Here is a 17,295-nt window from a genome sequence, read left to right on the forward strand (position 1 = left end):
GCCCGGTTACATTCCGAACCCGGAAGCTAAGCCTTTCAGCGCCGATGGTACTGCAGGGGGGACCCTGTGGGAGAGTAGGACACCGCCGAACAATCTTTAGCCTCAACCCCCGTGCTCTTTTGGGCCGGGGGTTGAGGCATTTTTGCGTTCAGGGCCTTATCCGACCCGTACCCCTGTGCACTCGTGCCCGTCCGCTGCCGGTAAGGTCAGGGGGCATCGTTGGCACTTTCACAGGAGGCCCCCGGGTGGAGGTCCAGGAGACTCGCGTTCAGACGGACCGGGTGCTCACCATCCCCAACATCCTCAGCATGGCGCGCCTCGTCGGCGTACCCGTGTTCCTGTGGCTGATCCTCCGACCCGAGTTCGGCGGGCCCAAGAGCGATGGCTGGGCATTGCTCGTACTGCTGCTGAGCGGTGTCAGTGACTACCTGGACGGGAAGCTCGCCCGGCGCTGGAACCAGATCAGCAGTCTCGGCCGGCTCCTTGACCCGGCGGCCGACCGGCTGTACATCCTTTCCACGCTGGTGGGTCTCACCTGGCGGGAGATCCTGCCGGTTTGGCTGACCGCTGCCCTTTTGGCCCGGGAGCTGATGCTTCTGGTGATGGTGGGAATCCTCCGCAGGCACGGCTATCCGCCGCCGCAGGTGAACTTCCTGGGTAAGGCGGCCACGTTCAACCTCATGTACGCCTTCCCGTTGCTTCTGCTGAGCGACGGAAGCGGATGGCTCGCCGATCTGGCGGCGATTTTCGGATGGGCGTTCGCTGGATGGGGTACAAGTCTGTATTGGTGGGCAGGGATCCTGTATGTGGTTCAGGTCCGCCGACTGGTCAAGGCGGACTCAGCGGCCGATTGAGCTCGTCGGCGGTCCTTCGGAGCAGAGGGATCCGCGCATGAGGCCAGGGGGCCCACCCGGACGGGTGCAGTCGGCTAGACCGTCATCTCGTCAAGGAGGACGCTTCCGACATGAAGGCCGTTGTGATGGCTGGCGGCGAAGGAACACGCCTTCGCCCCATGACCTCGAGCATGCCCAAGCCGCTCCTGCCGGTGGTAAACCGGCCGATCATGGAGCATGTGCTGCGGTTGCTCAAGCGGCATGGGCTCAATGAGACCGTCGTAACCGTGCAGTTCCTGGCCTCGCTGGTCAGGAACTATTTCGGCGACGGCGAGGAGCTCGGGATGGAGCTCACCTATGCCAACGAGGAGAAGCCCCTCGGTACCGCGGGCAGCGTCAAGAACGCCGAGGAGGCCCTGAAGGACGACGCCTTTCTCGTCATCTCGGGTGATGCCCTCACCGACTTCGATCTGACGGATCTCATCAACTTCCACAAGGAGAAGGGCGCACTGGTCACGGTGTGCCTGACCCGGGTGCCCAACCCGCTGGAATTTGGCATCACCATCGTCGACGAAGAGGGAAAGGTCGAGCGCTTCCTGGAGAAGCCGACCTGGGGCCAAGTCTTCTCGGACACGGTGAACACCGGAATCTATGTGATGGAGCCGGAGGTTTTCGACTACGTCGACGCCGATGTGTCCGTCGACTGGTCCGGTGATGTCTTCCCTCAGCTGATGAAGGAGGGCAAGCCCATCTACGGCTATGTCGCGGAGGGTTACTGGGAGGACGTCGGCACGCACGAGAGCTATGTGAAGGCGCAGGCCGACGTGCTCGAAGGCAAGGTCGACGTCGACATCGACGGCTTCGAGATCTCGCCCGGCGTCTGGGTCGCCGAGGGCGCGGAGGTCCATCCGGACGCGGTGCTGCGCGGCCCGCTGTACATCGGCGACTACGCCAAGGTCGAAGCCGATGTGGAGATCCGCGAGCACACGGTCATCGGGTCCAATGTCGTCGTCAAGACGGGGGCCTTCCTCCACAAGGCCGTCGTCCACGACAACGTCTACATCGGGCAGCACAGCAATCTGCGCGGCTGCGTGATCGGCCGGAACACCGACATCATGCGGTCGTGCCGGATCGAGGACGGCGCCGTCATCGGGGACGAGTGCCTGGTCGGTGAGGAATCGATCATTCAGGGGAATGTCCGGGTCTATCCGTTCAAGACCATCGAGGCGGGTGCGTTCGTCAACACCTCGGTGATCTGGGAGTCGCGCGGCCAGGCCCATCTCTTCGGGGCGCGCGGTGTCTCCGGCATCCTCAATGTGGAGATCACTCCGGAGCTGGCGGTGCGGCTGGCCGGTGCCTACGCCACGACCCTGAAGAAGGGTGCGACCGTCACGACGGCCCGTGATCACTCGCGTGGCGCGCGCGCCCTGAAGCGGGCGGTGATCTCGGCCCTCCAGGCCAGTGCCATCGACGTCCGGGACCTGGAGAACGTACCGCTGCCGGTGGCCAGACAGCAGACCGCGCGGGGCAGTGCCGGCGGGATCATGATCCGGACCTCGCTCGGTGTGCCGGACTCCGTGGACATCATGTTCTTCGACGAGCGGGGCGCGGACCTCTCGCAGGCCGGGCAGCGCAAGCTGGACCGGGTGTACGCACGTCAGGAGTACCGGCGGGCGTTCCCCGGCGAGATCGGGGACCTGCAGTTCCCGAACAGCGTCTTCGACTCGTACACCGGTTCCTTGCTGCGCAAGGTCGATACGACGGGTGTCGCGGAGGCCGGACTCAAGGTCGTGGTCGACGCGTCCAACGGCAGCGCGGGGCTGGTCCTGCCCAGTCTGCTCGGTCGGCTCCAGGTGGACTCGCTCGTCATCAACCCGGGGCTCGACGAGTCGCGGCCGACCGAGACGGCGGACGGGCGGCGGGCCGGTCTGGTGCGGCTCGGGGAGATCGTGGCCTCGGCCCGGGCCGCGTTCGGGGTGCGGTTCGACCCGGTCGGGGAGAAGCTCTCGCTGGTCGACGAGCGCGGGCGGATCGTCGAGGACGACCGGGCGCTCCTGGTGATGCTCGATCTCGTGGCGGCCGAGCGGCGCAGCGGGCGGGTGGCGCTGCCGGTGACCACGACCCGTATCGCCGAGCAGGTCGCCGCGTACCACGGTACGCAGGTGGAGTGGACGACCACGTCGCCCGACGACCTCACGCGTGTGGGCCGTGAGGAGTCGACCATCTTCGGCGGCGACGGACGCGGCGGGTTCATCATTCCCGAGTTCAGCAGCGTCTTCGACGGCGCCGCCGCCTTCGTACGGCTGATCGGCCTGGTGGCGCGGACGCAGCTGACGCTCAGCCAGATCGATTCGCGGATACCGCGTGCGCATGTACTGCGCCGGGACCTGGCGACGCCGTGGGCGGTCAAGGGCATGGTCATGCGGCGGGTGGTCGAGGCGGCCGGGGACCGGTCGGTGGACACGACCGACGGTGTACGGGTCGTCGAGGCCGACGGCCGCTGGGTGATGGTGCTGCCCGACCCGGCCGAGGCGGTCACCCATCTGTGGGCCGAGGGGCCCGACGACGCCTCCGCGCAGGCGCTGCTCGACGAGTGGTCCGTGATCGTGGACAGCGCAGGTCACTGAGGTCCCGGGGGCGCCGGGCGGGGTCGTGGGACGCCGCCCGGCGCACCGGTGGGGCCATTCGGCGGCAGGGGCGCCGACGTGCGACGATGTGCGGCATGTCGCAGCAGCCCCCCGTTCGGAGCACACCTTCTCCGCCGTCCCGCCCCGACGCGTCCATGTCGCTGCTGACCAATGTGATGGACCACGCGCTCGACGACGGGTACGCGGAGGCGACGGCCCGGCGCAAGGCCGAGGGCCAGGAGGGCATGCCCCGCACCCTGCGCGCGAAGCTCGGGCTGGCCGCCGGTCTGGTGCTCGCCGCCGTGGTGGTGACGATCGGCGCCGCGCAGGCGCGGATAACGGCACCGGTGGTCGCCAAGGAGCGCCAGGAGCTGATCGGGCGTGTGGAGGCGGAGACCAAGGCGGCGGACGACCTCCAGAAAGAGGTCGACTCGCTGCGCGACGAGGTCGGTGACCGCCAGCGCAGGGCGCTGGAGAAGCACGGCGGTGACCAGGGTGAACTGGTCGCGCTGCTGTCGGGAGCGACCGAGGTGTACGGCCCCGGTGTGAAGCTGGTCGTCGACGACGCCAAGAGCACCGAGTCGGGCGGGGGCGGCGGTCCGCGCGAGAACAGCAGCTTCTCGGACACCGGCCGGGTCCGCGACCGCGACATGCAGCGCATCGTCAACGGGCTCTGGCAGTCCGGCGCCGAGGCCGTGGCCATCAATGGGCAGCGGCTGACCGCTCTTTCGGCGATCAGGGCGGCCGGCGACGCCATACTGGTCGACAACAGGCCGCTGGTGCCGCCGTACACGGTGCTCGCGGTGGGGGACGGGAAGAAGCTCAGCACCGCCTTCCAGGACAGCGCCGACGGTCAGTATCTCCATGTGCTCCAGGAGAACTACGGCATCCGTACCAGCATTTCGGACCAGGGCGAGGTGCGCCTGCCGGCCGCGCCGAGCCTGATCGTACGCACAGCACAGCCGCAGGCCACGGGCGCCGGCAGGGGCGCGGCCGCCACAGGGAAAGGCACATCGTGATCGCCGTACTTGGCCTCGTCGTGGGAGTCGTGGTCGGACTTTTGGTCCGGCCCGAGGTGCCTGCGGTGGTCGAGCCGTATCTGCCCATCGCCGTCGTCGCCGCGCTGGACGCGGTCTTCGGCGGTCTGCGGGCCATGCTCGACGGCATCTTCGTCGACAAGGTCTTCGTGGTGTCCTTCCTGTCGAACGTCGTCGTGGCTGCGCTGATCGTGTTCCTCGGTGACAAGCTGGGCGTGGGCGCGCAGCTGTCGACCGGTGTGGTCGTCGTGCTCGGCATCCGGATCTTCTCCAACGCCGCGGCCATCCGCCGGCACGTCTTCCGGGCGTGAGGCCGATGAGCAGCGAAGACACCCCAGAGCAGGGCCCGGAGCGCACCCCGGGACCCGCCGCCGGAGGCACTCCTTCCGTGCCGGAGCCCCCTCGGGCCGACACGCCGAAGGCGCCCGCGACGCCCCCGGCGCCCGAGATGCCCGCCCCCGCGCCCCAGGAGCCGTCGGGGCCGCAGCAGACGGGCCGCCAGCGGCTGGCCGCGGGGCTGTGGCCGCCGCGGGTGACCCGGGCCCAACTGATCGTCGCCCTGCTGCTGTTCGTGCTCGGCCTGGGACTGGCCATCCAGGTCCGCTCCACCAGCGACAACAGCGCGCTGCGGGGGGCCCGCCAGGAGGACCTGGTGCGCATCCTGGACGAGCTGGACTCCCGTACCAAGCGTCTTGAGGACGAGAAGCAGCGGCTGGAAGGCCAGCGCACCGAGCTGGAGACGAGCTCGAACCAGGCGGCGGAGGCGCGTAAGCAGACCCTGGAGAAGGAGCGTCAGCTGGGGATCCTGGCCGGTACGGTCGCGGCGCAGGGCCCCGGTATCACGCTGACCATCACCGACTCCAAGAAGGCGGTCGAGGCGGACAAACTGCTGGACACCATCCAGGAGCTTCGTGCCGCGGGCGCGGAGGCGATCCAGGTCAACGACGTCCGGGTGGTCGCCAACACGTACTTCTCGGACGCAGACGGGGGCATCGAGGTCGACGGCCGGAAGGTCACCGCTCCCTATGTCTTCAAGGTGATCGGAAAGCCACAGGATCTCGAACCCGCGCTCAACATCCCCGGCGGCGTGGTGCAGACTCTGGAGAAGGAGCAGGCCACGGCCACAGTGGTCCGTTCCGGGAAGATCGTCGTGGATGCCTTGCGACCTGCGAAGCGGCCTGACTACGCTCGGTCGTCCTCGCGGTGACGCGGGGCCGCATGCGAGCGACCGCACAAGGGCATGAGCTTGCGGGGGGTCGGCGCACCCAACTCGTGGTGCGTGGTGGAAACTGTTTGGCGGATACGGACGTTGTGAGGATGTCCGGGTCGGCCGGTGTGTTGATTCTGGGTTCGTCCTGCCCCACGGGCGGGTCTGTTTCGGTCAAGGGGAATCGCCCGTGAAGTTGTTTGCGAAGTTGTTCGGCAAGAGCGCACGTGAGGACGGTGCCAACGGCTCCGCCCGGCATCGTGCCCGAGGCCGTGGACAGGCGGAGGAGCAGGGCGGCGAGCGCCCGCTGTTCCGCGATGAGGTGGGCCGCCCCGGTGGTGACATTCCGGGCGGTCCGGGCGCGTCTTCTGTTGACCCTGCCGGTCCCGGCCGCATAGGTTTCGGGGAACCATCAAGTACGGGTGGAGGGTTTGCGCGCGATCCGTATGCGACCAGCGCCCACGCGGTCCAGCCCGGGCAGGAGGATCCGTCCATGCCGGTGTGTACGAGGTGCGGGCACAGCAATGCGGCGGCGAGCCGTTTCTGCTCCAACTGTGGCGCGCCGCTGCGCCCGGGCGCGGTTCCCGAGCGTGCCGCGGAGACCACGTCGACGATCTCGATCTCCGGCCTGGAGGCGTACGACTCCGAGGTGACGGGCCAGACGGCGCTGCCGTCGCTGTCGCCGGAGGCGCAGGCCGCCGTCGACGCGCTGCCGCTGGGCTCCGCCCTCCTGGTGGTGCGCCGCGGGCCGAACTCGGGCAGCCGCTTCCTGCTGGACGGCGAGCTGACCACGGCGGGCCGGCATCCGCAGAGCGACATCTTCCTCGACGACGTGACCGTGTCGCGCCGCCATGTGGAGTTCCGTCGGGGCGCGGACGGCCGTTTCACCGTCTCGGACGTCGGCAGTCTCAACGGTACGTATGTGAACCGGGAGCGGATCGACTCGATCGACCTGTCCAACGGCGACGAGGTGCAGATCGGGAAGTACCGGCTGGTGTTCTACGCGAGCCAGCGCGGCGTCTGACCTCTCCAGATTCCGTTCGGGGGCCCCTCAGGGGAAGAACCATCCAGGGAAGGCCCATGCTGCACACACCGAGGGGCGGTGCCGGAAACGGCACCGCCACCGCTGGCGACCGGCTGATGAGCATCGGCACCGTGCTGAACCAGCTGCGCGAGGAGTTCCCCGAAGTCACCATCTCCAAGATCCGCTTCCTGGAGTCCGAAGGCCTGGTGGAGCCCCGGCGTACGCCGTCGGGGTACCGCAAGTTCAGCCCCGAGGACGTGGAGCGGCTCGCCCAGGTGCTGCGGATGCAGCGGGACCACTATCTGCCGCTGAAGGTCATCCGTGAGCACCTCGACGCGCTGAGCCGGGGGGAGCAGCCCGTGCTGCCCGCTCCGGGCGGCGCGGGCGATCTCCCGGACGGCGGGGCCGAGGGGGACCCGGAGCGCCGCACGGCGTCCCGTGTGGGGCGTACGGAGCTGTTGGTGGGCGCCGAGGTCACCGAGGCGGAGCTGACCGATTGGGAGTCCTACGGGCTGCTCAAGGCCGGCCCCGAGGGCGGCTACGACGCGGAGTCGGTGAACGTGGCGCGTCTCGTGGCGGACCTGGGCCGATTCGGTCTGGAACCGCGGCATCTTCGCGCCATGAAGGCGGCGGCCGACCGCGAGGCCGGTCTGATCGAACAGGTGGTCGCACCCCTGCGGCTGCACCGCAACCCGCAGACCAGGGCGCATGCGGAGGCGACCGTCAGGGAGCTGGCGGCGCTGTCCGTGCGGCTCCACGCCGCCCTGGTCCAGACCGCTCTCGGGGTCCGGCTGCACTGAGCCAGGGGGTCCCCGACTACCCAAACCTGCCGGGCACGTCCTAGGGTTGCTGTGTGAACGAGCTCGACGTCGTGGGTGTCCGGGTGGAAATGCCCTCCAACCAACCGATCGTGCTCCTGCGTGAAGTGGGAGGCGATCGGTACCTCCCCATCTGGATCGGTCCAGGGGAGGCGACCGCGATCGCCTTCGCCCAGCAGGGGATGGCTCCGGCGCGGCCGCTGACGCACGACCTTTTCAAGGACGTGCTGGAGGCCGTGGGCCAGGAGCTGACCGAGGTCCGCATCACGGACCTGCGGGAGGGTGTCTTCTACGCGGAGCTGGTCTTCGCCAGTGGTGTCGAGGTGAGCGCGCGTCCGTCCGACGCCATAGCGCTGGCGCTGCGCACCGGAACGCCGATCTACGGCAGCGACGGGGTGCTCGACGACGCGGGGATCGCGATCCCGGACGAGCAGGAGGACGAGGTGGAGAAGTTCCGCGAGTTCCTCGACCAGATCTCGCCCGAGGACTTCGGCACCAACAGTCAGTGAGCCGCTGCGCCGGGGGCCCCGAGCACCGGGGCGGCTCCGGCGCATTCGAGTAGCCTTTCCCCGAAGAGGGGTACGCGAAACCACTCTCAGGGTGATTATCACTCGGCGTGCCGAGTGTGGCGATCGTTGACGCACCCCGAGTGACTGCCTACCGTCGTGAGGGCAGTTCTAGGACGGAGGGTCGGCGTGGGAAGCAGCGGCGACAGTACGGCAGGGGAGGCCCCCGGACGTCCGGGGGAGAGCGGGCCGTACCCGCCCCCAGGCTCTCGGCCGAGCTCTAGCGGTGGGTACCCCCCTCACAGTGCGGTGGAGGACGCCGGCACCGACACCGTCGGATACCGGGGGCCGACGGCGTGCGCGGCGGCGGGGATCACCTACCGGCAGCTCGACTACTGGGCGCGCACCGGCCTGGTCGAGCCCAGTGTGCGTCCGGCGTACGGATCGGGCACCCAGCGGCTCTACAGCTTCAAGGACGTCGTCGTCCTCAAGATCGTCAAGCGTTTCCTGGACACCGGGGTCGCCCTCCAGAACATCCGCACCGCCGTCCAGCACCTGCGCGAGCGCGGCTTCCGCGATCTGGAGCGGATGACGCTGATGAGCGACGGGGCCACCGTCTACGAGTGCTCATCGCCCGACGAGGTCGTGGACCTGCTCAAGGGCGGCCAGGGTGTCTTCGGCATCGCGGTCGGCGTGGTGTGGCACGACGTCGAGGCGGCCCTGTCCCAGCTGCACGGAGAGCGGGTCGACACCGGCGAGACGCTGGTCGGGCAGAACCCCGCCGACGAGCTCGCCCGGCGCCGCAACCGCGCGGTCTGAGGGGCCGCGGGGCTGCCGCGGGGCCGATTGTCAGTGGCGTGAGGCAGCATCGGTGGTGTGAGAGCCGCGCCGACCATTCTGCATCTGGACATGGATGCCTTCTTCGCCGCCGCAGAGCAGGCGTCGAAGCCCAGCCTGCGCGGAAAACCCGTGATCGTGGGCGGCCTCGGACCGCGCGGTGTGGTGGCCACCGCGTCGTACGAGGCACGGCGCTTCGGTGCGCGTTCCGCGATGCCGATGGCTCAGGCGAGACGGCTGTGTCCCAATGGCGCGTATCTGGTGCCGCGCTTCGGCTTCTACCGCTCGATCAGCGAACAGGTGATGGAGTTGCTGGGGCGGCTGTCGCCTCTGGTGGAGCCCCTGAGCCTCGACGAGGCCTTCGTGGACCTGGAGGCCGGGGGAGTCGCGTGGGACGCCCAGTCGGCCCGTGAGGCCGGTCAGCGGCTGCGGGAGGACATCCGGGCAGCGACGGGTCTGACGGGGTCGGTGGGGCTCGCCGGGTCCAAGATGCTGGCGAAGATCGCCTCGGAGGAGGCCAAGCCCGACGGGCTGGTGCTCATAGAGCCCGGCACCGAGCGGGCGCTGCTCGCCCCGATGACGGTCAGGACGCTGCCGGGTGTGGGGCCCGCGACCGGGGAGCATCTGCGCAGGGCCGGGATGACCACGGTCGCGGATCTGGCCGAGGCGGGCGAGGACGAGCTCGTACGGCTGCTCGGCAAGGCGCACGGGGCGTCGCTGCACCGGATGGCGCTCGGGCTCGACGACCGGCCGGTGGTGGCCGAGCGGGACACCAAATCGGTGTCGGTCGAGGACACCTTCGACGTGGATCTGCACGACCGGGTGCGGGTGATGAACGAGGTGGGGCGGCTCGCCGACCGGTGTGTGCAGCGACTGCGGGCGTCCGGGCACTCGGGCCGCACGATCGTCCTGAAGGTCCGCAGGTACGACTTCTCGACGCTGACCCGGTCGGAGACGCTCAGGGGGCCCACGGACGACCCCGCGGTGGTGCGCGAGGCGGCCGGCCGTCTGCTCGACTCCGTGGACACGACGGGTGGCGTGCGCCTCCTCGGGGTCGGGGTCAGCGGCCTCGCGGACTTCACGCAGGAGGACCTCTTCGCCCAGGCGGCCGGTGAGCGGGAGGCAGGGGAGGAGGCCGCCGAGGAGGAGTCGGCTCCGGCCGCCGCCCCCGAGCAGGCGGCCGCGGCGGATCCGGCCGAGCGGCGCTGGGTGGCCGGGCACGATGTGTGCCACCGCGAGTTCGGCCCCGGCTGGGTGCAGGGCAGCGGGGTGGGGCGGGTGACCGTCCGGTTCGAGACGCCCACGGCGTCCGCGCCCGGACGGGTGCGGACGTTCCGGGTGGACGACCCCGACCTGGAGCCGTCCGAGCCGCTGCCGCTGGTGGCCGGGCCCGGGGAGACGGAGACGGAGACGGAGGCCGGGGCCGGGGAGGCGGGTGACGTGGAGGGTCAGGTGTCGTCCTCCTCGCCCGCGAGCCGTCCGAAGTCCCGGTCGGGGCCGGGGAGCGGATCGGGGGCGGCGATGTCCAGACCGTAGTGGTGGTAGAGCTGCAGCTCCTGTTCGGGGGAGAGGTGGCGGCCGACTCCGAAGTCGGGAGCGTCCTTGATCAGCGCCCGGTCGTAGGGGATGTGCAGCGCCTCGCCGACGAGGGTGCTGGGCTCCAGCGGGACGAAGGCGTCCCGGCTGAACAGGCCGGTGCGTACGGCGGCCCACTCGGGCACTCCGGTGGCGTCATCGAGGTAGACCTCGTCCACCGTGCCGATCTTGTTGCCGTTGCGGTCGAACGCCTTGCGGCCGATCAGGCTGCGCGGATCGATATCGGTCTGCACGGTCCCTCCAACTGGTCGCAGCTGCTCGTAAGCACTACGAAAGTGCACATCGCGGGCATCGGCCACTCGAAGGATCAGGGCCTGAACGCGCTGGTACCCTGGCGATGGCTGCTGACCCCGCGCGGGAGAGTCCTCCGGAAAGAAGTCCGGAGGCGCCGAAGGAGCAAATCCTCCCCGGAATCTCTCAGGCCCACGTACCGCGCGGACGAGGTCACTCTGGAAAGCAGGACGGGGGACGTGCGGGCATACGCCCGTGCGCGCGCCCCTTCCTCACCGACGGTGAAAGCCGGGACGCCCCCACGCGCCCCGGTGAAACTCTCAGGTTGAGATGACAGAGGGGGAGGCCGTCCGGGCACCCGCGCCGTGGTGCCCCTCGCAGGTCGTGCAGACCAGGAGGCCTCCGTAATGACCGCCAACCGCATGCCGCTCACCGAGCTAGAGCGTGGCATTCCCTTCGAGCAGCGTCACATCGGGCCCGACGCCGAGGCCCAGGCGAAGATGCTCGCGCAGGTCGGCTACGGCTCGCTCGACGAGCTGACCGCCGCGGCCGTGCCGGACGTGATCAAGAGCGCCGAGGCGCTGGGTCTGCCCGGCGCCCGCACCGAGGCCGAGGTCCTGGCCGAGCTGCGCACCCTCGCCGACCGCAACAAGGTCCTGGCCCCGATGATCGGCCTGGGCTACTACGGCACGTTCACCCCACCGGTGATCCTGCGCAACGTCATGGAGAACCCGGCCTGGTACACCGCGTACACGCCGTACCAGCCGGAGATCTCGCAGGGCCGTCTGGAGGCGCTGCTCAACTTCCAGACCGTCGTCGCCGACCTCACCGGGCTGCCCACCTCCGGCGCCTCGCTGCTCGACGAGGGCACCGCGGCCGCCGAGGCGCTCGCGCTCTCGCGCCGGGTCGGCAAGGTCAAGGGCGGGGTCTTCCTCGTCGACGCGGACACGCTGCCGCAGACCGTCGCCGTCATAGAGACGCGCGCCGAGCCGACCGGTGTCGAGGTCGTCGTCGCCGACCTGAGCCACGGCATCCCGGCCGAGGTGGCCGAGCGCGGTGTCTTCGGTGTGCTGCTCCAGTACCCGGGCGCCTCCGGCCAGGTCCGCGACCTCAAGCCGGTCATCGACGAGGCCCACGAGCTGGGCGCGATCGTCACCGTCGCCGCCGACCTGCTCGCCCTGACCCTGCTGACCTCGCCCGGCGAGCTCGGCGCGGACATCGCGGTGGGCACCACCCAGCGCTTCGGCGTCCCGATGGGCTTCGGCGGCCCGCACGCCGGCTACATGGCGGTCCAGGAGAAGTTCGCCCGCAGCCTGCCCGGCCGCCTGGTCGGCGTCTCCGTCGACGCGGACGGCAACCGGGCGTACCGCCTGGCGCTGCAGACCCGCGAGCAGCACATCCGCCGCGAGAAGGCCACCAGCAACATCTGTACGGCGCAGGTCCTGCTCGCCGTCATGGCGGGCATGTACGCGGTCTACCACGGCCCGGACGGCCTGCGGCAGATCGCCCGCCGCACCCACCGGTACGCGGTGATCCTCGCCGAGGGGCTGCGCGCCGCCGGTGTGGAGGTCGTGCACGGCTCGTACTTCGACACGCTGACCGTCAAGGTCCCCGGCAAGGCCGCCGACGCCGTCGCCGCCGCCCGTGACGGCGGGGTCAACCTGTACCTGGTCGACGCCGACACCGTCTCGATCGCCTGCGACGAGACCACCGACCGCGACCGCATCGCCGCCGTCTGGGCCGCCTTCGGCGCCGAGGGCGACATCGAGGCGCTGGACACCGCGGCCGCGGACACGCTGCCGGGCGCGCTGCTGCGCACCGACGACGTCCTGACCCACCCGGTCTTCCACCAGCACCGCTCCGAGACCGCGATGCTGCGCTACCTGCGCAAGCTCGCCGACCGCGACTACGCGCTGGACCGCGGCATGATCCCGCTCGGCTCCTGCACCATGAAGCTGAACGCGACCACCGAGATGGAGCCGGTCACCTGGCCCGAGTTCGGCCAGATGCACCCCTTCGCGCCGGCCGAGCAGGCCGGGGGCTACCTCACGCTCATCCACGAGCTGGAGGAGCGACTCGCCGAGGTGACCGGGTACGACGCGGTGTCGATCCAGCCCAACGCCGGTTCGCAGGGCGAGCTCGCGGGGCTGCTCGCGGTCCGCGCCTACCACCGGGCCAACGGCGACGAGCAGCGCACGGTCTGCCTCATCCCGTCCTCCGCGCACGGCACCAACGCAGCCAGCGCCGTGATGGCCGGTATGAAGGTCGTCGTGGTGAAGACCGCCGACGACGGCGAGGTCGACATCGCCGACCTGCGCGCCAAGATCGAGCAGTACCGCGACGAGCTCTCGGTGCTCATGATCACCTACCCGTCCACGCACGGTGTGTTCGAGGAGCACGTCGCGGACATCTGCGGCGAGGTGCACGACGCGGGCGGCCAGGTCTACGTCGACGGCGCCAACCTCAACGCCCTGGTGGGCCTCGCCAAGCCGGGCAAGTTCGGCGGCGACGTCTCGCACCTGAACCTGCACAAGACGTTCTGCATCCCGCACGGCGGCGGCGGCCCCGGCGTCGGCCCGGTCGGTGTGCGCGCGCACCTCGCGCCGTACCTGCCGAACCACCCGCTCCAGCCGACGGCCGGTCCCGAGACGGGCGTCGGCCCGATCTCGGCCGCCCCGTGGGGCTCGGCGGGCATCCTGCCGATCTCGTGGGCGTACGTGCGTCTGATGGGTGGCGAGGGCCTCAAGCGCGCGACGCAGGTCGCGGTGCTCGCGGCCAACTACATCGCCAAGCGCCTGGAGCCGCACTACCCGGTGCTCTACACCGGCCCCAACGGCCTGGTGGCGCACGAGTGCATCGTGGACCTTCGGCCGCTGTCGAAGTCGACCGGCGTCAGCGTCGACGACATCGCCAAGCGTCTGATCGACTACGGCTTCCACGCGCCGACGATGTCGTTCCCGGTGGCCGGCACGCTGATGATCGAGCCGACCGAGAGCGAGGACCTGAACGAGATCGACCGGTTCTGCGAGACGATGATCGCGATCCGCGCCGAGATCGAGAAGGTCGCCTCGGGCGAGTGGCCCGCCGACGACAACCCGCTCGCCAACGCCCCGCACACCGCGGCGGCGCTCGGCGGCGAGTGGAACCACGCGTACAGCCGCGAGGAGGCCGTCTTCCCGGCCGGGGTCTCGGCCGCCGACAAGTACTGGCCGCCGGTGCGCCGCATCGACGGTGCCTTCGGCGACCGCAACCTGGTCTGCTCCTGCCCGCCGCTGGACGAGTACGACAACTGATGTAGAGCCGTCTACGGCTGACATACGTCGGGGCCGGTGCGGGGGTGTTTCTCCCCGGGCCGGCCCCTTCTTTTCGTGTCGTGCTGTGCGGCTGTGCGGCTGTGCGATGTGCGTGTCCGTGCCGGCGGTGCCGCGCTAGGCGGCCTTCGCCACCTGTCCGGCTGTCAGCGCCCGGTGCGGGGCGATGATCCGCCCGTCCGGCAGCAGCTCCCCGGTGTCCTCGAAGATCAGGACGCCGTTGCACAGCAGGCTCCAGCCCTGTTCCGGGTGGTGCGCCACGAGCTGCGCGGCCTCCCGGTCGGCGGAGTCGGCTGTCGGGCAGGCTGGCTGGTGCTGGCACATGGATGCGTTCTTTCGCTGCGTCGTAGTAGTGAGTTTCCTGCGGCTCGATGCGGTGTTCATGGCCGCCCCCCGTTGCTAAGTCGGTCGGTCCGCTCCCAGTGTTGCCCTACGGGCGTCAATCCGCAGGGATTTCGCGGCACCACTTCCTACTGCATATTGACGCATCACTCGTGCGGCCGGTTCAACTCAACTGCCCAGCCTCTTCGGGTGGTTCGTGGTGACCGTTACGGGCTAGCCCGTACGGAGGACGCGCACGGGCGCACGGCACAGCGCCCCGGGCCGAAGAGGGCTCCGGAGCGCTGTGGGCGCGTACCTGCCGGCAGGCGGGCGGCGCGTCAGACCGGCTGGCTCAGCAGCGGCGCGGGGGTGAGCCGCAGGGTGATCACCGGCAGCAGCTCGGAGACCTGGTGCGGGCGGTGGGCGCAGATGCCGGGCGGGGCGGGCGCCAGCGGCACCAGCAGGTCGGCCGGGTCCAGATCGCCGGAGGCGGGGTCGGACGTTCTGTCGCGCCGCAGCCACAGGGTGAGCATGTACAGCTCCGGCACCGAGAGCAGCCGGGGCTCGAAGTCCATGGTCAGCGCCTCCGCCTGGCGCAGGGCGTGCTGGGTCGAGGCGATGTAGGGGCCCTCGAAGAAGTGCGAGAAGGCCCAGCCGTCCGGGGTGAGCATGGTGTCCGCGGCCGCGACCGCGCGCTCTCCGTCGCTGATCAGGAAGCGCCAGCCGGCCAGGCGGCTGCGCGGGGCGCGGGCGCTCGGGGTGATCCGGTCCAGCACATGGACGGGGAGCGGGAGTTCGGGGGTCAGCGGACCTTGGGCGGATCGCAGGGCGGGGGTGCGCGCCGCGCGGACGGCGGTGGGGGAACCGAGTGCCGCGAGGACGCTGCGCAGGGCGGGCGCGGGGGCCGGGGGAACATGCAGCGGCATGGTGGGTCGCCTCTCACTTCGGAGACACGTTGGTGCGTGGGCGGTGCGGACGGCGCTGTCTGCGGTGATACGGGTCAGAGGGGGGCCGGGGGACATTGGCCGGGGCGCCAACTCTCTGCCTCGCTCCCGAAGTTTATACGACACGTGTTCAGGGCGTGTTTCATCTAGCTGTCGCCCGTATTGCGGGCAAGTCGCATTCCGGTCCTTGTGATGCGGCATTCATCCCGATTCGAGGAACGGGGTACCGGACTGGCCTGGAAAGGTCCTGCGGCGGCGGTAGGCCGAAACCCGTCGGTGTTTATCACGATTCCCGAAGTGATGGTATGTGCAGGTTGCTGTATGCCGAATGCATGTGCCCGGGGACGGTTCGTACCAGCTTACCGGCAGACCCCCTTCCATGGGGCGTTATGGATCAGCCAGCCTGGGCATTATCGACCGTGACGCACGCGGCCGGCCGGGCCGGCTGCCCATTCGAGGAGGGACGCCCCGATGGGTGAGAAGGTCGTGGCGGGCGAGTTCGACCTGTCCGATCGGCACGCGTACCGGCAGAAGCTCCAGCAGTGCCTGGAGGGGCTGGGGCGGCTCCTGACCGAACGGAGGTTCGATCGTCCGAGGAATCTGATGGGCGTGGAGATCGAGCTGAATCTCGTGGGGCCCGACGGTATGCCGCGCATGATGAACGCGGAGGTTCTTGAGAGGATTGCGAGCAAGGATTTCCAGACCGAACTCGGGATGTTCAATCTCGAAGTGAATATCGCCCCGCACCGGCTCGGCGGCCGGGTTTTCGATCAGCTCTCCGAGGAGCTGCGGACCGGCCTCGGGTACGCCGAGCGAAAAGCAGGCGAGGTCGGTGCCGGGATCCTGATGATCGGAATTCTCCCGACGATCAGCCAGCAGGACCTCGTATCAGCGAACCTTTCGAATTCCGATCGCTATGTGCTGCTCAACGATCAGATCGTGGCGGCCCGCGGCGAGGATTTCACCCTCGACATCGAGGGCGTCGAACGCCTCGTCTGCACCTCCGGCTCCATCACCCCGGAAGCCGCCTGTACCTCCGTACAGCTGCACCTCCAGGTCACCCCGGCGCGGTTCGCGGCGGTGTGGAACGCGGCGCAGGCCGTCGCCGCCGTGCAGATCGCGGTGGGGGCCAACGCGCCCTTCCTGTTCGGCCGGGAGCTGTGGCGCGAGTCGCGGCCGCCGCTGTTCGAGCAGGCCACCGACACCCGGCCGCCGGAACTGCGCGCCCAGGGCGTGCGCCCGCGCACCTGGTTCGGCGAGCGCTGGGTGACCTCCGCGTACGAGCTGTTCGAGGAGAACCTGCGCTACTTCCCGCCGCTGCTGCCCATCTGCGACGAGGAGGAGCCGCTGCGGGTGCTGTCCGCCGGCGGGGTGCCCACGCTCCAGGAACTCGTCCTGCACAACGGGACGATCTACCGCTGGAACCGCCCGGTGTACGGGATCGCGCACGGAGTGCCGCATCTGCGGGTGGAGAACCGGGTGCTCCCGGCCGGGCCCACCATCACCGACGTCATCGCCAACGCGGCCTTCTACTACGGGCTGGTGCGCTCCCTCGCCGAGGACAGCAGGCCGGTGTGGACCCGGATGCCGTTCGCGGTGGCGGCCGCCAACTTCGAGACGGCGTGCCGCCAGGGCATTGACGCCGAACTGCTGTGGCCGGTACCGCGCAGGGCGGGCGGCGTCGCGCGGGTACCGGCCGTCAAGCTGGTCCGGGACGAGCTGCTGCCGCTGGCCCACGCCGGGCTCGACGCGTGGGGGGTGGAGCAGGCCGACCGGGACCACTACCTCGGCGTCATCGAGGAGCGCTGCCGGCGCCGCGTCAACGGGGCGTCCTGGCAGGTCGACACGTACCACCGCGCCCTCGACGCGGGTCTGACCCGCGAGGCGGCGCTGGCGGCCACCACCCGGCGCTACCGCGACCTGATGCACGGCGGCGAGCCGGTCCACACCTGGCCGGTGGGTTTCCCGGCGCCGGGGGTGAGGGGCGGGTGAGGGGGCGCGGG

The 17,295-nt window shown here is 70.0% G+C and carries 15 protein-coding genes, 1 rRNA gene and 1 riboswitch; of the genes, 13 read left to right on the forward strand and 3 right to left on the reverse strand.

Annotated features, from left to right (window positions below; genetic code table 11):
- The 11 genes from rrf to ACFWA7_RS24155 all read left to right on the forward strand — a co-directional run.
- Positions 1–91: ribosomal RNA gene (gene rrf / locus ACFWA7_RS24105) — 5S ribosomal RNA — on the forward strand; the annotation flags it as partial.
- A gap of 154 nt (positions 92–245) precedes the next feature.
- The gene (locus ACFWA7_RS24110; protein ID WP_385534737.1) at positions 246–854 is read left to right on the forward strand and encodes a CDP-alcohol phosphatidyltransferase family protein; all 609 of its coding nucleotides are present in this window, start codon (positions 246–248) and stop codon (positions 852–854) included.
- Between the two features lie 110 nt (positions 855–964).
- On the forward strand, positions 965–3,460 hold the full coding sequence (locus ACFWA7_RS24115; protein WP_385534739.1) for a sugar phosphate nucleotidyltransferase: 2,496 nt from the start codon (positions 965–967) through the stop codon (positions 3,458–3,460).
- Positions 3,461–3,555: 95 nt separating this feature from the next.
- Positions 3,556–4,479 carry a DUF881 domain-containing protein gene (locus tag ACFWA7_RS24120; RefSeq protein WP_385825132.1) on the forward strand — a complete coding sequence of 308 codons (924 nt, stop codon included), beginning with the start codon at positions 3,556–3,558 and terminating at the stop codon, positions 4,477–4,479.
- Entirely contained in the window at positions 4,476–4,808 is a 333-nt protein-coding gene (locus ACFWA7_RS24125) for a small basic family protein (protein ID WP_003970459.1), read from the forward strand. Before ACFWA7_RS24120 ends, ACFWA7_RS24125 begins: the two co-directional genes overlap by 4 nt.
- A gap of 5 nt (positions 4,809–4,813) precedes the next feature.
- A complete protein-coding gene (locus ACFWA7_RS24130; protein WP_385825134.1) occupies positions 4,814–5,704 on the forward strand; it encodes a DUF881 domain-containing protein in 891 nt (296 codons plus the stop codon).
- 82 nt (positions 5,705–5,786) lie between these two features.
- Positions 5,787–6,728: an FHA domain-containing protein gene (locus tag ACFWA7_RS24135; protein ID WP_385534976.1), complete on the forward strand. Its 942-nt coding sequence runs from the start codon at positions 5,787–5,789 to the stop codon at positions 6,726–6,728.
- A 56-nt stretch (positions 6,729–6,784) separates the two neighbouring features.
- Positions 6,785–7,528, forward strand: coding sequence for a MerR family transcriptional regulator (locus ACFWA7_RS24140; RefSeq protein ID WP_385534745.1), 744 nt, complete (start codon positions 6,785–6,787; stop codon positions 7,526–7,528).
- A gap of 53 nt (positions 7,529–7,581) precedes the next feature.
- Entirely contained in the window at positions 7,582–8,055 is a 474-nt protein-coding gene (locus ACFWA7_RS24145) for a bifunctional nuclease family protein (RefSeq protein WP_006123076.1), read from the forward strand.
- A 186-nt stretch (positions 8,056–8,241) separates the two neighbouring features.
- Entirely contained in the window at positions 8,242–8,871 is a 630-nt protein-coding gene (locus tag ACFWA7_RS24150; RefSeq protein WP_385825136.1) for a MerR family transcriptional regulator, read from the forward strand.
- 57 nt (positions 8,872–8,928) lie between these two features.
- Positions 8,929–10,425, forward strand: a complete 1,497-nt coding sequence (locus ACFWA7_RS24155) for a DNA polymerase IV (protein WP_385825138.1) — start codon at positions 8,929–8,931, stop codon at positions 10,423–10,425.
- On the opposite strand, the gene ACFWA7_RS24160 is transcribed toward ACFWA7_RS24155, so the two are convergent.
- Positions 10,338–10,718, reverse strand: coding sequence for a PRC-barrel domain-containing protein (locus ACFWA7_RS24160; RefSeq protein ID WP_385825140.1), 381 nt, complete (start codon positions 10,716–10,718; stop codon positions 10,338–10,340). The genes ACFWA7_RS24155 and ACFWA7_RS24160 overlap by 88 nt on opposite strands.
- Positions 10,719–10,830: 112 nt before the next feature.
- Positions 10,831–10,928: riboswitch (glycine riboswitch) on the forward strand.
- A 195-nt stretch (positions 10,929–11,123) separates the two neighbouring features.
- Between ACFWA7_RS24160 and gcvP the strand changes: the two genes are divergently transcribed.
- Positions 11,124–14,009 carry an aminomethyl-transferring glycine dehydrogenase gene (gcvP, locus tag ACFWA7_RS24165; RefSeq protein ID WP_385534753.1) on the forward strand — a complete coding sequence of 962 codons (2,886 nt, stop codon included), beginning with the start codon at positions 11,124–11,126 and terminating at the stop codon, positions 14,007–14,009.
- A 135-nt stretch (positions 14,010–14,144) separates the two neighbouring features.
- Here gcvP and ACFWA7_RS24170 read toward each other — a convergent pair whose 3' ends face one another.
- Both ACFWA7_RS24170 and ACFWA7_RS24175 read right to left on the reverse strand, forming a co-directional pair.
- Positions 14,145–14,351: a DUF5999 family protein gene (locus ACFWA7_RS24170; protein ID WP_067155431.1), complete on the reverse strand. Its 207-nt coding sequence runs from the start codon at positions 14,349–14,351 to the stop codon at positions 14,145–14,147.
- Between the two features lie 335 nt (positions 14,352–14,686).
- Entirely contained in the window at positions 14,687–15,274 is a 588-nt protein-coding gene (locus ACFWA7_RS24175; protein ID WP_385534756.1) for a hypothetical protein, read from the reverse strand.
- Positions 15,275–15,763: 489 nt separating this feature from the next.
- Here ACFWA7_RS24175 and ACFWA7_RS24180 point away from each other — a divergent pair, with 489 nt between their 5' ends.
- On the forward strand, positions 15,764–17,284 hold the full coding sequence (locus ACFWA7_RS24180) for a glutamate--cysteine ligase (RefSeq protein WP_385825142.1): 1,521 nt from the start codon (positions 15,764–15,766) through the stop codon (positions 17,282–17,284).
- The last annotated feature ends 11 nt before the right edge of the window (positions 17,285–17,295 follow it).

The sequence above is a fragment of the Streptomyces sp. NPDC059994 genome, assembly GCF_042737755.1.
In the GTDB taxonomy this organism is placed as follows: Bacteria; Actinomycetota; Actinomycetes; order Streptomycetales; family Streptomycetaceae; genus Streptomyces.

What these genes read in the sequence shown, in the direction of transcription:
- ACFWA7_RS24115 (WP_385534739.1), top strand. Translation starts at nt 965, where the DNA reads ATGAAGGCCGTTGTGATGGCTGGCGGCGAAGGAACACGCCTTCGCCCC.
- ACFWA7_RS24120 (WP_385825132.1), top strand. Translation starts at nt 3,556, where the DNA reads ATGTCGCAGCAGCCCCCCGTTCGGAGCACACCTTCTCCGCCGTCCCGC.
- ACFWA7_RS24130 (WP_385825134.1), top strand. Translation starts at nt 4,814, where the DNA reads ATGAGCAGCGAAGACACCCCAGAGCAGGGCCCGGAGCGCACCCCGGGA.
- ACFWA7_RS24140 (WP_385534745.1), top strand. Translation starts at nt 6,785, where the DNA reads ATGCTGCACACACCGAGGGGCGGTGCCGGAAACGGCACCGCCACCGCT.
- gcvP (WP_385534753.1), top strand. Translation starts at nt 11,124, where the DNA reads ATGACCGCCAACCGCATGCCGCTCACCGAGCTAGAGCGTGGCATTCCC.
- ACFWA7_RS24170 (WP_067155431.1), bottom strand. Translation starts at nt 14,351, where the DNA reads ATGTGCCAGCACCAGCCAGCCTGCCCGACAGCCGACTCCGCCGACCGG.
- ACFWA7_RS24175 (WP_385534756.1), bottom strand. Translation starts at nt 15,274, where the DNA reads ATGCCGCTGCATGTTCCCCCGGCCCCCGCGCCCGCCCTGCGCAGCGTC.
- ACFWA7_RS24180 (WP_385825142.1), top strand. Translation starts at nt 15,764, where the DNA reads ATGGGTGAGAAGGTCGTGGCGGGCGAGTTCGACCTGTCCGATCGGCAC.